We start from the raw sequence: 14,472 nt of genomic DNA on the forward strand, positions 1-14,472 counted from the left end.
TATTATGATAATAGATTTGTTGAAAGAAACAGGTGCTTTACTGGAAGGGCATTTTCTATTGTCTTCAGGAAAACACAGCGGGAAATATATTCAGTGCGCTAAATTACTCATGTATCCGGATAAAGCAGAAATAGCGATAAAAGATATTGTAGAAAAGCTTAAAGAATTAGATTTTGATATGGTTGTAGGACCTGCCATGGGAGGAATAATAGTAAGCTATGAGTTGGGAAGGCAGACGGGTAAACCTGCCATATTTGTAGAAAGAGAAGACGGAAAGATGACATTAAGAAGAGGGTTCTCCATAGAGAAGGGCCAGAAAATACTTATAGCAGAAGATGTGGTGACTACCGGAAAATCATCCTATGAGGCTGCGGAAGTTGTGGAAAGCATGGGAGGAGAAGTAGTCGCAATAGCCTGCTTAGTAGATAGATCCAATGGGAATATAAAATATCCACTATATAGTGGAACAAAAATAAATGTCCAAATTTTTGATCAGGAAGAATGTCCCCTATGTAAAAAAGGGATTCCTTTTGTTAAACCTGGGAGCAGAAAGATAGTAAAATAAAATATCAATGAGCCAAAAAGCTGTTGCAAATTTATTTTGCAACAGCTTTTTGGCTTTTTTCTTAGAATGTAATTATTTGTAGAGAATTTAAAAATACTAAAAGTACTAATATAGGAGTTATATATCTGATAACAAATTGATATAGTTTAAATGAAACGGCTATATTTAAAGTTCCGTTATTAGAAAGTGTTTGATATAAAGTATTTTTATTAACTACATATCCCACGAATAATGCTATTAAAAACCCTCCTAAAGGCATTAATATATTTGACGTAAGAAAATCATAAAAATCAAAAAGATTCCTTGAACCTATCATTGCGTTTCCGAAAAGACTGCCGGGGTGTACCGTTAATATACCCACTATTAATACTATAGAAGAAATAATTATAACTGATTTCGTTCTATTAATTTTTAATTCTTCTGACAGAAAGGCAACAGGTACTTCCAAAAGAGAGATTAATGCGGTAGTAGCTGCAATGGCGGTAAGAAAGAAAAAAGCAATTAATAACAGATTTCCAAAGGGAAGTTTCATGAATATCAATGGAACTGTAGTAAATAAAAGGCCCATTCCGGACCCTTCCGGTTTCATGCCGAAAGAAAATACTACAGGAAATATTGCAATTCCGGCTAATAAAGATACCATTATATCTGAAAGTGCCACTTTAATTGGCGTTCTCATTAAATTGTTATCATTTGTAAAATAGCTGGCATAAGTAATCATAGTGCCCATGCCCAATGAGAGTTTAAAGAATGCAAGACCCATAGCGGTCATTATACTACTGCCGTTTAATTTTGAAAAATCAGGATTAAATAAGAAATTGAGCCCTTCTTTAGATCCCTGAAGAGTTAAGGCACGGATATCACAAATGATCACAAGTATAAACAGGATTGGAAGTAAAGTTTTGGTCACCTTTTCTATCCCTTTTTTTACTCCCGCTATAATAATTAAAGAAACTACAACTAATACAATTAATTGCCAAATCATAGGATTGATTGCACTGTTTCCGGCTCCAGTGGTATTTAAAAAAATAGATTGAGTTGTATTAGCCGCTTTTGTACTCTCTAAAGAAGATAATATATTGAAATCTCCCTTGATTCCCCTGAAAACATAGGAATATACCCACCCTGCTACATCTGTATAAAAAAACATAATAAATAATGATGACAGTATTCCCATATATCCGATACATTTCCAAAAAGGATTTGCCTTGAGTTCTGTGAAAGCTCCTATAGCATTTTTTCTTGTATGTCTTCCTATGAAAAATTCAGAAATCATAACGGGAATTCCCAATAAAAAAACACATATCAAATAAACAAATAAAAAAGCCCCTCCTCCGTTATTTCCGACAAGATAAGGGAATTTCCACATGTTTCCTAAACCTAAAGCTGATCCTAATGTTGCGAAAAATACTGCTATTCCTGACGAAAAATTTTCTCTTTTTGGTTTTTCCACAATATCATTCCTTCCATTTTTTAATTCCGCTGTTATGCTATAAAGAGATAAATTATTAATACTTTATCACAAAATTATTAATAATTCAACGGAAAATTTTATATTTATTAGCTGAATTACTAATACTATTACTGTGTGTGAATATTAAGAATTAGAAGGTGGTTTTGTGATAAGTAAAAAAATTGATGAAAACAAAAAAATATTGGAAGAAGAATTTAACGGAAGCAGTGATTTTTCCATTTATGAATTTAAAAGTAAAAGTGGAAAAGAATTTCTTGTGTCATACATAAATAATTTAGTTGATCCCAGTAGTATAAGCCAATACATCATAAATAATCTTTTAAATTATGAGAATAAATTTGATATTACAGGTGTTGTAGCTGCTTCACGTATAACAGAAATAAGCGATATGAATCAAATTATAGATAAAATATTAAATGGAAATATTGCAATATTTATTGAAGAAAGTACAATTGCTTATACGGTAGAGTTAAAGCAATACGAGCATAGGGCTATAGATGAGCCCAATGCTGAAACCGTAATCAGAGGACCTAAAGAAGGCTTTGTGGAGGATTTAAATATTAATAAATCTATGATTAGAAGAAAAATAAAAAATAAAAATTTAGTATTTGAAGATTTCACATTGGGTGAACAGACAAAGACAAGAATATCCGTTGTTTATATAAAAGGTATTGTAAATATAGGAGTACTTGAAGAAGTAAAAAGAAGGCTGTTTAAAATTAATACTGATAGTATATTGGAATCAGGCATGATAGAAGAATATATAATCGATAATCCTAAAACAATTTATAGTACAATAAGTAATACTCAGAAACCTGATGTTTTGGCAGGAAAGATATTGGAAGGAAGGGTAGCCGTCCTGTGTGACGGAACACCTCATGCTCTTACTATACCTAAGTTGTTTATTGAAAGTATCCAGACATCTGAAGATTATTATCAGAGGCCTTATATAGCGTCTCTTTTAAGAATGGTGCGTTTTTTTTCTCTGTTAGTAAGCATATTGCTTCCGGGAATATATATAGCTTTGCAAACTTTTCATCAGGAGATGATTCCCACCGTATTTTTAATAACTATGTCGGAAAACAGGGAAGGAGTTCCCCTTCCTGCAGTAATAGAGGCTACGATGATGATTTTGATGTTGGAGTTTTTAAAAGAGTCGGGAACAAGACTTCCAAGAGCCGTAGGAAGTGCCGTAAGTATAGTAGGAGCATTGGTATTGGGGCAGGCATCTGTTCAGGCCGGAATAGTAAGTGCTCCAATGGTTATAATAGTTGCAGTAGCGGCCATTGCAGAATTCACTATACCTTCTCAGCGGGAAATAATTATATATTACAGATTATTTATACTTTTTTTGGGAGGATTTATAGGATTATATGGAATTACATGTGGCTTGATAATTTTAGTAGTTCAGGCAGTAACCCAAAAGTCTTTTGGAGTAGATTATGGTTATCCTTTGACCCCTACAAATAAATCCGGTCTTAAAGATTTTTTGGTGAGATTTCCTATGAAATTTTTTAAAGTCAGACCTGAAGCTATTTCTAAACAAAATGTTACGAGAGACAAGTCCAGAGGGAAGAAGTGATCTTATGAAAAGGAGAATACTTCTTGTAATTTTTATATTACCGGTGATAATATTTACCGGTTGCTGGGATCAGAGAGAATTGAATAAAATAGGCATAGTTACAGCTATGGGGATAGATAAGGAAGGAGACGAATTTATTGTAACCGTAGAAGTAATAAAGCCGGAACCCGTAAGGGCAGGGTCAAGTGTTTCAGAGAGTAATGATAGAGTCACTTATACTCAAGGAAGAGGGAAGAGTGTCTTTGATGCTGTCAGGAATATAACACTGAAATTTGATAGAAAAGCTTTTCTTTCTCACAACAGTATTATTATATTTGGAGAAGATTTTGCTAAAGATGGTATAATAAAATATTTAGATCTTATAAATAGGGACCAGGAAACAAGAGAAACTTCATATTTACTGGTTGCCGAGAAGGCTAAATCTTATGAGGTTATGGGAATCAATGCCGGAATAGAAGAAATACCGGGGAGATATATTCAACAGTTAGTTGAAAATGAAGTATATAATGTATCTTCTCTTAAAATGGATTTAGTGGGATACTTAAGGGATTATTATAATGTTGGAAAGCAACCTATTATTGGGAAAATCAGTATATTAAAGAAAGAAAATTTAAATGATAATGGGTCGAAATACGAACTTTCTGTAGAAGGAGCATCTATATTTAATGGAGGGCGCCTTTCCGGATATTTGAATGCAGATGAAACGGAATGTGTTAATTTTATAAAAGGGAATATAGGAAATTCAATAATAACTTTTAATAATCCCGAAAAGGTACCTTCAGATGGCTTAAGTACATCTACTCCCAGGGTTGGAGGAATGCCTAAATCCGTAGGGAAAGATATTAAACAACAGTCGGTATTTGAGATTGAAGAATCAAAAGTAAAGAGAGACGTGGAAATAGTAGATGGGAAGATATTAATGAAAGTAAATATCAAAATAAGAGGGAATCTTGCAGAAGAAAGTGGAGACATTGACATTTCCAAAAGAGAAGTAATTGAAGCCGTTGAAGAAGCTTGTTCCAAACAACTTCAGGAAGATCTAAAGAAAAATTTTGAAACAATACAGAGAAAATATAAATTAGATGTATTTGGGTTTGGCCAACTGTTTCATATAAGGTATCCTGACGAATGGAAGAATGTGAAAGACAACTGGGCTCAAGTATTTTCGGAATCAGACTGTAAAATTGAAGTAGAAACGCATATACATACAACAAACCTTACTAATACCCCTACGGGAAAGGAGAAAGGAAAATAGAATGAAAGAGGAACAGTTAATTTCAAGTTATCAGGCTATTTTACTGATTACTGTATTTAGAATAGTAATTGCTTTTTCATACCTTCCCGCAGTCAATACTCCTCCGGGCAACCAGGACATATGGATAAGTATAATTCTTTCTATACCATGGACAATTGCAATAAGTTTTCCGATTTTATATTTAAGCAATAAATTCAGCAATTTAACTTTGATTGAATATACTGAAAAGATATTGGGAAAGGCTATAGGAAAAATAGTGGGAATAGCTTATGCTGTATTTTTATTGTTTTATGTTATAACGTTTGTTGCAATACTTTCCGAGGTATTGACTTCCACAATATTTCCTCAAACACCTAGTTGGATACTTATACTCATTCTTCTTATTACTTCTTCCTATATATCATTTAAGGGATTAGAGGGGTTAGGAAGAGGAGCAGAAATTTTTGTACCTATTATTTTTTTAGTAATTCTGACTTTTCTTATATTTGGATTTAACCTTTTCGACTTCAATGAACTTCTTCCTATACTTAAGGATTCCACTTTCAGCCAAATAAATATTGGAGCAAGAGATATTGCATTTAAATTTACAGATATAATAATATTGGCAATGTTTGTTCCAAATCTTGAGAATAGGAAAGAATTAAATAAAATATTTATCAGATCCTTGCTTATTTCCATGCTTGTACTGATTATAGTGGTTTTGTGTACCCAGTTGTCTTTAGGTATTGAGCAGACAAAACATGCGGATTTTCCGTTTTTTACCTTCTCACGGCTTATTAATTTATTTGATTTTATTCAGAGAATAGAATCCATATATGTTATGGCCTGGACAGTTGCAAACGTATGGAAGGTTTCAGGATATCTCTATTCTTTGACTATTAATTTAAAACAAACTTTAAATTCTAAAAGTAATGAAGTATATATAATTCCTATGTCAATATTAATATTTATATTATCCACAATATTAAAGAATAATTATTCTGTGGTAGGAGTCAGTCAACCTCTTCAGTTTTTATTATATTTTTCATCAATAGCATTTATGTTTGCAATACCTTGCATTACTTTGATTGTATATTTCTTTAGAAGAAAAAAATTAAGAGAATAAAATTTTTATTGTTGCATAAAAAACGATGATTTCGGAGATTTTTATAGATGAGATGTTTTAAAAAATTAAAGAATAAAATTTTGGAGGTATTTACACATGGTTAACGGTACAGTAAAATGGTTTAATTCAGAGAAAGGATTTGGCTTTATTACAGGTGATGATGGAAATGATGTCTTTGTTCATTTTTCTCAAATAAACAAAGACGGATTTAAAACATTGGAAGAAGGAGAAAGAGTTTCATTTGAAGTTAGTAAAGGAGAAAAAGGTCCTCAAGCCTCAAATGTAACTTCTATCAGATAACTATAAAACCAAATATAAAAGAGGTCCGAAGATTTAATCTTCAGACCCTTTTAAATTTATTCGAATCTAAGATATACTGCTGAAATTTTCATTTTTAGATTGGCAGACAAGTTTGTATTTTTCTTTTTTTGTCATTTTTTTTATTTCATATTCTCTTCTTTGAGCAGATATTTTATCTTCAAATTTTTCAAAATAAACAAGCTCTACCGGAAGTCTGCCCCTTGTATATTTTGCGCCTTTGCCTTTTTTATGAGTTTCTAATCTTTTTTTTAAACAGTTGGTCCAACCTGTATAAAAAGTATTATCGCAGCATTTAAGAATGTATACATAACACATAATATCACCAAAATAATTATATCATTTTTTAAAATAATTGTTTTATATTTTTAAATATTTGTGTATAATAAATATAACAAGTAAATATAAAAGCTGAGATCAAGAATAGTAAATATGAAAAAGGTCTTTAGAGAGTCGGGGATAGTGAAAACTTGACGATACTTTCATATTGAATGGGCTTGAGAGTTAAAATCCGAAAATCGAGTAGGATTTTACGGTTTATCGCCGTTAAAGATTTAAGTGGGTTTTTAACCAAATTGAGTGGTACCGCGAAGTTGCCTTTCGTCTCTTTATATGAAGAGATGAAGGGCTTTTTTAATTATTACCATTGGAGGTTATATAATGGATGAGAAAAAAATTGTTTTCAGTGGCGTTCAGCCTTCGGGAAAATTAACAATTGCAAATTATTTAGGTGCTATTAAGAATTGGATTCCTCTTCAGGAAGAATATAATAGTATTTTTTGCATAGTTGATCTTCACGCTATTACTGTTCCCCAGGAACCTCAAAATTTAAGAAAGAATACATTGGATGTATTAGCCTTATATTTGGCATGTGGGTTAGATCCGAAAAAAAGTATCATATTTATTCAATCCCATGTAAGTGCCCATTGTGAATTGACATGGATTTTAGATTCCATATCCTATATGGGACAGCTAAATAGAATGACTCAATTCAAGGAGAAATCCCAAAAGCCGGGAGCCGACGTAAATGCAGCCTTATTTAATTATCCTGTTCTCATGGCAGCCGATATACTTCTTTATCAGACGGATTTAGTTCCGGTGGGAGAGGATCAAAAACAACATTTAGAATTGGCAAGGGATTTAGCTATAAGATTTAATAATCGATACAGTGATACTTTTAAGATACCGGAAGTTTTTATCCCGAAGATAGGCTCGAGAATTATGAGTCTGCAGAATCCGGAGGTTAAAATGTCCAAATCTGACAAAGATGAAAATGCATACATTGAATTATTAGATGATCCGAATTCGGTGAGAAGAAAAATAAAAAGGGCGGTTACGGATTCTTATGGGGAAGTAGTATATAGAGATGAACAACTTGGGATTAAGAATTTGATTGATATTTATTCCGTATTTTCGGGAGAAAGTATAAAAGACATTGAGAACCGATATATTGGAAAAGGATACGGGAAATTTAAGGATGATTTGGCTGAAGCAATAGTAGAAGTTTTAAGACCAATTCAGGAAAGGTATGAAGAATACCGGAAGAATAAGGATTTTCTCGAAGGCATATATTCAGAAGGAGCCGAAAAAGCAGAAAGATTAGCAAACAGGACATTGAAAAAGGTTTATAAAAAGGTTGGTTTTATACCAAGGGTGAATAAATAAAAAATTAGAGAGATAATTTTATCTCTCCAATTTTTTATTTATTATTTCTTGCTTCTTTTACTTTTTTAACAAATTCTTTAGCAGTTCTGGTTATGTCTTCCTTTGAACCTTTAGTAAGATTTCCGCCTACTCCTACTGCTATGCAACCATTTTTGATCCATTCTCCTACATTATCTAAATTAACTCCGCCTGTCGGCATCAATAATGCTTGAGGAAGGGGTCCCTTAATTGCCGATATGAAAGAAGGTCCTACTGCACTGCCGGGGAAGACTTTTATTATATCGGCTCCCGATTCCATTGCCTTTATCATTTCAACAACGGTCATGCAGCCTGCTATATAAGGTATCTGATATCTGTTGCAGAGTTTAGCTGTTCCTTCATCAAAGGCTGGGCTGACTATATATTTTGCCCCGACCAATATGGCTATTCTTGCAGTTTCACCATCTAAAACTGTACCGGCTCCCACTAACAATTTATCTCCGAATTCTTCCGTTAATGATTCGATAACCTTATATGCCCCCGGAACTGTAAATGTAATTTCTATTGAATTTATTCCGCCATCCATACATGCTAAAGCAATTTTTTTGGCTTCTTCGCTATTTTTGGCCCTTACAACAGCTGTAATGCCTACTTCTTCAATTTTACTTAAAATTTCATACTTTTTCATATTGTACCCTCCTCTTTAAATCAAGTAGTATTTTCCAATACTTCTGATTAATTTTATATTATTTTAATGGATCATTTGCAACGAAATAATTACATTTTACATGAAATGTCCATTTTAATCCTCACTTAATAAAAGTAGCACTTATATATTTTTATGAACAGTGGCTTTTGCTCACTTTATATAGTAGTAGAACCTCTTTCTAGCAGGATCTATCTCCCAAACTTCCTTCGTCCAACTTAATCTATATGTGAGTCCCGTCATGCTCGTATGCAGGATTATATCCTAATGGAGGAATTACAGGATCGCCACTTTTGTTGTTTTTAATTATTCTAGTTTGTAAATTTAAATTCTATTTTAGCTACCATATTTAAATAGAATCTTTTAAAACTATTAATTCATACGTAATTTAATCTCTGAAATAGATAGAATTAAGCAACTGAATTTAAAAACTCATCTGGATATTTTATTTGTGACATCATTTTACTTTCATCATAATCGACATCTTTCAAAATTATTGTATGGATTATTCTTAATAGTTTTCTGCATAATGCTATTATAGCTTGTTTCCCAGTAAGCTGATTTTTTCGCCTTGTAGTATAATAAATGTACATTTCTTTAAATGCAGTATTTGTCCGTATCATCCCAAGTATTACCTGGTACAATAATCGGCGGAGATCTTTACGTCCTCTTCTGCTTATAGATGTTGCACCTTTTACCTTACCAGAACTATTTTCTGTTAAAGAAAGCCCTGCCATTTTTATCATTTGTTTCGGAGTCTTGTACTTTCTTATATCTCCTAATTCAGCAACTATGCCACTTGCCGTTACGAGCCCAACACCCTTAATTTGCATTATCTTCTTTGTTTCATCTAGTTGATTGCAAATCTTGGTTACATAATCATCTATTTCTTCAATTTGCTCTAAAAAGCTTTCATATTTGTCTAAAAGAAATTTTATTTCTAATTTTGCAAATGAAAGTCCTTCTTTTATCCCTATGCTATTTTTACTAGCTGTTACAAGTCTTTCTATCTTCCCAAGGCCTACACCTCTTCTCATCTTTGGAGGTAGCATCTCATAGATTTCATTTGGTGGTATTCTTTCAATTACAGACGGAAAGATATACTTTTTAATTATCTTTATAAATGATTTCGATTCCCAGCTGGCATATGCTTCTTTGTATTCTGGAAAGTATCTGTCTAACCAATTGTGAATCTGATTTTTAGTACGATTTAAATCCTTTATTACAACTTGCCTTAAGTTCTTAGCATTCCTTAGCTCTTCATACTCACCTTCAAGCAAATTCGGGGTAGAATATCTTGCATCTTTTACTAGCTGTGCAATAATCTTTGCATCTTTTTTATCTGTTTTTGTTTGAAGGTTATCATCTAACTCTTTTATCTTTTTTACATGCATTGGATTTACTGTAACCACTGTATAGTCATTAGCTTTAAGATATCTTGCTATATTTAACCAGTAATGTCCTGTTGGTTCCATACCTATAATTACTTGTTCCTTCTCCTCAACCACTTTAATTTCATTAATCCAATTCTCAAACTCTAAATATCCTGAAAGGGAATTATTGAATTTAATTGATTTTCCAAACTCTATGCCTCTAATATCTTGTGCTCTTGCTACATGAAATTCTTTTGCTATGTCAACTCCAACAATTAGTGTTTCATATGTCAATTGATTTAATCTATCATTTTGTTTATAATTCATAGTGAATCCTCCTTTAAATTAAGAAATTGTTTTCTCTCAATTACAATTATACCTTAATTTATTTGTGAGGATTTTCTATTTTTATCGTACCACAGGAAGCTCGTATAATATGTTTAGAAGCACTTTTTATAGGTCTTCTAAGCATATTTTAATATTTTTAATACAATTTTTATTAGAGATATCCTAATGCTATAATTAAATAAAGAATAGTTAGCAAAGGATAATTCTTTGCTCTCCAGCAAAACCATTGGGTTATTGCCCTTAAAGCGTGCTTCCTAACTTAGCTGTCATATCCTGCTTACTTCAGATGCCGCATCTCTTTGATTAGACCAACAGCAAGGTAATTTTCAAAGATGAATGCTAATAATGCGAGGTTGCCGTAAGCAGCTAAGATTAGGATATCTCTTTTACTAATTGTTCTCCATCCTATTATGAAAGGTGGTGATCTTATGAAGAACAATATTCTATCAACTTTATACGTAGGTATTGATGTAAGTTCTAAGACTAATGTCTTATGCGCTCTAGATTTTGAAGGCAATAAACTTCTTAACCTTAAGGCTTTGAATAACCAACCTGGTGCCGAATCTATCTTAGATAGTATTATTAGGTGTTTAGATTCTAATAGCCTAAAATATGTTGTTATTGCCCTGGAATCTACTTCTTTCTACAGTACCCACATTGCAAACTTTCTTGCTTCTAATGAGATTCTATTAGCCTACAAACCTCTTGTATACTGTCTTAATCCTAAAACTGTTGCAAATTACAGAAAGACTTTTGTAGACATGGATAAAACAGATCCTCTAGATGCATATGTCATTGCTGATTTTGCTCGTTGTGGCAAAATTACTTCTAAGCCTTGGCGTGGATCGCAGTTTCTTGCACTCCAGCGATTAACTAGACATCGTCTTCATTTAATTGAAGGTATTACTAGAGAAAAAGCTTATATGGTGTCCAACATTTATCTTAAGTTTAGTGAATTAACAGTATTAGATAAAGAAGAACGCCCATTTTCTAACACTTACGGTGTCACCTCTTCAGCCATATTAACTGAATATTTGTCCTTAGATGATATTACCTATTCATCTGTTGAGGACTTAGTTGCTTTCATTAGAGATAAAGGTAAAAATCGCTTTAATGATCCTAACAGGACTGCTCAGGTGCTCCAGAAGGCTGCTAGAGATTCCTATCGTCTTGATAAAATCCTTTATGAACCTTTAAATGTTGCAATCGCTTCATCTTTCAATGTAGTCAAAGCATTAGAAGATGAAGTTAAAACCATTGATAAGGCTATTGAAAGGAATATCAAAGGGATTAATCCTACTGAATATCAATCCCTAATCTCTATTCCAGGAGTTGGGCCAGTACTTGCTAGTGGAATTCTTTCTGAGATAGGAACCATCACTTCCTTTGATTCTCACAATTCTCTAGCTAAATATGCAGGCCTAACTTGGAGAGTTAATCAATCAGGTAATTATTCTTCAGATGAGACCAGAATGACTAAGACTGGCAATAAATACCTTAGATACTATTTAATCGAGGCTGCCAATAGTGTTAAAAATCATGTACCAGAATACAAAGAGTACTATTACAAGAAGTACGGTGAAGTAACAACTCACCAACATAAAAGAGCCCTCGCACTTACATCTCGTAAATTTGTTCGTCTGGTTTTTGGATTGCTGACTAAAAACCAAATCTACTCCAATGATAAAGTTGGAGAGATAAATTAAAATATTTCTAATCTCTAAACCTATTTTTTCACTGAAATACATAGGTTCTATTAAGGTTGTCTTTTTTTAATTGTTCCTTATGTTTTTATTAAAATTTATCTCTTGACATATCACCAGATTGCTTATTATTTCAATATTTAAAAATAAATTTTTATATAACTCCTATTCTTATAACGAATAGGAAAGTTCTTACTTATAAATATTGATAAAAAACTTTTCGTAAATGAATTCAAGAAAAGCTACCTTAATAATGCTTCGATAGAAGCTTTTCTTATATCTTTGTATAAGAAATCGCATTCCTCATCTTTTGAAGAGCAATATTGGAAAGTTCTTTTCTTTTTAATATTAAATTAATATATAAAACGTTTATTATAGTAAGATGGGCAACCATGGAAGCAAAAGCTTCAAATTGATATTCCGTTTCATGGGAAACGACATTAAGAGGAACATCTACTTTCTTACTAATAGGTGATTTTGAAAATGAAGTTATTCCGATGGTTTTTGTACCGTTTTTCTTAGCCACATCTAACGCATTCATTATGTTTATATTAGAGCCGGAATGGGAAATTGCTATAACCGCATCATTTTCCGTAAGCTGAGCAGCAGACATAAGCTGCATATGATAATCGGTATAAGATGAAACGTTCATTCCGATTCGTAAAAGCTTATGATGAGCATCCATCGCTGCAACACCTGAGCCTCCATTACCATAGCATACAATCTGATTTGCATTTAAGAGAATATTTACTGCCTGTTCTATGAGTTTCGGGTCAATAGACTGTAATGAATCATTTAGGACCGATATAGTGGCTTCAAATACTTTATTGATAATAATAGCTTCATCATCGTTATCGAGAATTTGTGTAGTACCGTAATTTTTTGTTTCCTTAACCACGTCTGTAGCTAATGATATTTTAAGATCATGAAATCCCTTAAAATCAATTTTTTTACAAAAACGAAATATGGTCGAATCCGCTAATTTGAGTTTATCTCCTATTTGGCTTATAGTTGAGTAAATCAACTCTTGAGGATTATTAAGAATATAATCTGCAATTTTTTTCTCTGTAGGATTAAAATTACTATATTGCGATTTAATTTGAAGAAATGCCTTTGGCGTAGAATTCATAATATCACCTTTTTCGATTAATATTTAACAATTTAATGTTTAATAATATTATATAACAATAGAATTGCCATATCAAAAAGCCTCTAGAAATCAAAAAAATTTAAATAAAAAAAGTGTTGAAAAAAATTTTTCTATATTATATAATATAGAAAAAGAAATTCTTTTTATAAAAATATTATCATATGAAAGTTTTTTTTGCAAGGGTTTATACAATTATTTTTAATAAATAGAATCAAAAAAATAGATCAAAGAGAAAGGAGATATAAAGATGGCTGTAAAAATTGCAATCGTTAACTCAAGCAGCTTTGGGAGGATTTTTCCGGAGCATATGGAAAGATTAAAAAAATTAGGAGAGGTAGACAGATTTGATCTTTCCAAAGATATGGGAGGAAAGGAATTAGCTCAGAAACTTATGGGTTATTCAATTATAATAGCAAGTGTTACGCCTTTATATAATAAAGAATTCTTTGATTATAAGGATAAAACTCTTTTGATTGCCCGTCACGGTATTGGATATAACAACATAGATATAGAAGCCGCCACTAAAAAAGGTACATTTGTTACAAAAGTGGATGCTGTTGTGGAAAGAGAATCGGTAGCAGAGAACGCTGTTGCTTTATTGATGACCGTTATAAGGCAGACAGCCCTTGCTTCAGAAAAGGCAAAAGAGGGGAAATGGGCTGAAAGAGCAAAATTTATGGGTTATGAAATAAAAGATAAAACAGTTGGAGTTATAGGTTTCGGAAATATCGGAAGCAGAGTAGGAGAAATATTAAAGAACGGGTTTAACGCAAAATTAATAGCTTATGATCCATATCTTACTCGGGAGGAAATAGAAAAAAGAGGGGCTCAATCGGTATCCTTAGAAGAACTTCTTAAGAACTCAGACATAATTTCCTTAAATGCTCTTTTAAATGAAAATAGTTACCATATGATGTCCGAAAAGAGTTTTGCTTTGATGAAAAAAGGCGTATTTATCGTAAATGCAGCAAGAGGAGGACTTATAGACGAAAAGAGCTTGATAAAAGCATTAGATGAAGGAATAATAGGCGGCTTAGGGTTAGACGTAGTTGAAGGAGAACCTATAGATGAAACTCATCCGTTATTTGCTTATAAAAATGTGGTGATAACTCCTCATACATCAGCTTATACTTATGAATGTTTAAAAGGCATGGGGGATAAGGTTGTAGATGATGCAGAGAAAATTGCAAAGAACGAGAATCCTAATAACGTTGTTAATAAAGAATTATTAAAATAGTGTAGGAATTTA

The 14,472-nt window shown here is 32.3% G+C and carries 13 protein-coding genes and 1 other annotated feature; of the genes, 8 read left to right on the plus strand and 5 right to left on the minus strand.

Annotated elements, in window-relative coordinates; translation table 11 throughout:
• Window positions 1-4: 4 nt before the first annotated feature.
• Window positions 5-565, plus strand: a complete 561-nt coding sequence (pyrE, locus tag EQM13_RS06605; RefSeq protein WP_071141399.1) for an orotate phosphoribosyltransferase — start codon at window positions 5-7, stop codon at window positions 563-565.
• Window positions 566-626: 61 nt separating this feature from the next.
• Here the strand turns inward: pyrE and EQM13_RS06610 are convergent, their stop codons facing one another.
• Window positions 627-2,018, minus strand: a complete 1,392-nt coding sequence (locus tag EQM13_RS06610) for a sodium-dependent transporter (protein WP_071141400.1) — start codon at window positions 2,016-2,018, stop codon at window positions 627-629.
• A 166-nt stretch (window positions 2,019-2,184) separates the two neighbouring features.
• Here EQM13_RS06610 and EQM13_RS06615 point away from each other — a divergent pair, with 166 nt between their 5' ends.
• The 4 genes from EQM13_RS06615 to EQM13_RS06630 all read left to right on the plus strand — a co-directional run bounded on the left by EQM13_RS06615 (window position 2,185) and on the right by EQM13_RS06630 (window position 6,281).
• Complete coding sequence (locus EQM13_RS06615) at window positions 2,185-3,621, plus strand: spore germination protein (RefSeq protein WP_071141401.1); 1,437 nt, start codon at window positions 2,185-2,187, stop codon at window positions 3,619-3,621.
• Window positions 3,622-3,625: 4 nt separating this feature from the next.
• Window positions 3,626-4,876, plus strand: coding sequence for a Ger(x)C family spore germination protein (locus EQM13_RS06620; protein ID WP_071141402.1), 1,251 nt, complete (start codon window positions 3,626-3,628; stop codon window positions 4,874-4,876).
• A 1-nt stretch (window position 4,877) separates the two neighbouring features.
• On the plus strand, window positions 4,878-5,981 hold the full coding sequence (locus tag EQM13_RS06625; RefSeq protein WP_071141403.1) for a GerAB/ArcD/ProY family transporter: 1,104 nt from the start codon (window positions 4,878-4,880) through the stop codon (window positions 5,979-5,981).
• A gap of 96 nt (window positions 5,982-6,077) precedes the next feature.
• On the plus strand, window positions 6,078-6,281 hold the full coding sequence (locus EQM13_RS06630; RefSeq protein WP_071141404.1) for a cold-shock protein: 204 nt from the start codon (window positions 6,078-6,080) through the stop codon (window positions 6,279-6,281).
• Between the two features lie 66 nt (window positions 6,282-6,347).
• On the opposite strand, the gene EQM13_RS06635 is transcribed toward EQM13_RS06630, so the two are convergent.
• Window positions 6,348-6,617, minus strand: a complete 270-nt coding sequence (locus EQM13_RS06635; protein WP_071141405.1) for a GIY-YIG nuclease family protein — start codon at window positions 6,615-6,617, stop codon at window positions 6,348-6,350.
• An 86-nt stretch (window positions 6,618-6,703) separates the two neighbouring features.
• Window positions 6,704-6,910: a binding site (T-box leader), on the plus strand.
• Window positions 6,911-6,959: 49 nt separating this feature from the next.
• Between EQM13_RS06635 and trpS the strand changes: the two genes are divergently transcribed.
• Window positions 6,960-7,964: a tryptophan--tRNA ligase gene (gene trpS, locus EQM13_RS06640; protein ID WP_071141072.1), complete on the plus strand. Its 1,005-nt coding sequence runs from the start codon at window positions 6,960-6,962 to the stop codon at window positions 7,962-7,964.
• 34 nt (window positions 7,965-7,998) lie between these two features.
• On the opposite strand, the gene EQM13_RS06645 is transcribed toward trpS, so the two are convergent.
• Entirely contained in the window at window positions 7,999-8,631 is a 633-nt protein-coding gene (locus EQM13_RS06645; protein WP_071141071.1) for a bifunctional 2-keto-4-hydroxyglutarate aldolase/2-keto-3-deoxy-6-phosphogluconate aldolase, read from the minus strand.
• A 428-nt stretch (window positions 8,632-9,059) separates the two neighbouring features.
• Complete coding sequence (locus EQM13_RS06650) at window positions 9,060-10,349, minus strand: IS110 family RNA-guided transposase (protein ID WP_128752303.1); 1,290 nt, start codon at window positions 10,347-10,349, stop codon at window positions 9,060-9,062.
• A gap of 449 nt (window positions 10,350-10,798) precedes the next feature.
• Here EQM13_RS06650 and EQM13_RS06655 point away from each other — a divergent pair, with 449 nt between their 5' ends.
• Entirely contained in the window at window positions 10,799-12,076 is a 1,278-nt protein-coding gene (locus tag EQM13_RS06655; protein WP_206172910.1) for an IS110 family RNA-guided transposase, read from the plus strand.
• A 271-nt stretch (window positions 12,077-12,347) separates the two neighbouring features.
• Here EQM13_RS06655 and EQM13_RS06660 read toward each other — a convergent pair whose 3' ends face one another.
• On the minus strand, window positions 12,348-13,202 hold the full coding sequence (locus EQM13_RS06660) for a MurR/RpiR family transcriptional regulator (protein ID WP_071141070.1): 855 nt from the start codon (window positions 13,200-13,202) through the stop codon (window positions 12,348-12,350).
• A 268-nt stretch (window positions 13,203-13,470) separates the two neighbouring features.
• Here EQM13_RS06660 and EQM13_RS06665 point away from each other — a divergent pair, with 268 nt between their 5' ends.
• The gene (locus EQM13_RS06665; protein WP_071141069.1) at window positions 13,471-14,460 is read left to right on the plus strand and encodes a D-isomer specific 2-hydroxyacid dehydrogenase family protein; all 990 of its coding nucleotides are present in this window, start codon (window positions 13,471-13,473) and stop codon (window positions 14,458-14,460) included.
• Window positions 14,461-14,472 lie beyond the last annotated feature (12 nt).

It is taken from the genome of Acidilutibacter cellobiosedens (assembly GCF_004103715.1).
Taxonomy (GTDB): domain Bacteria; phylum Bacillota; class Clostridia; order Tissierellales; family Acidilutibacteraceae; genus Acidilutibacter; species Acidilutibacter cellobiosedens.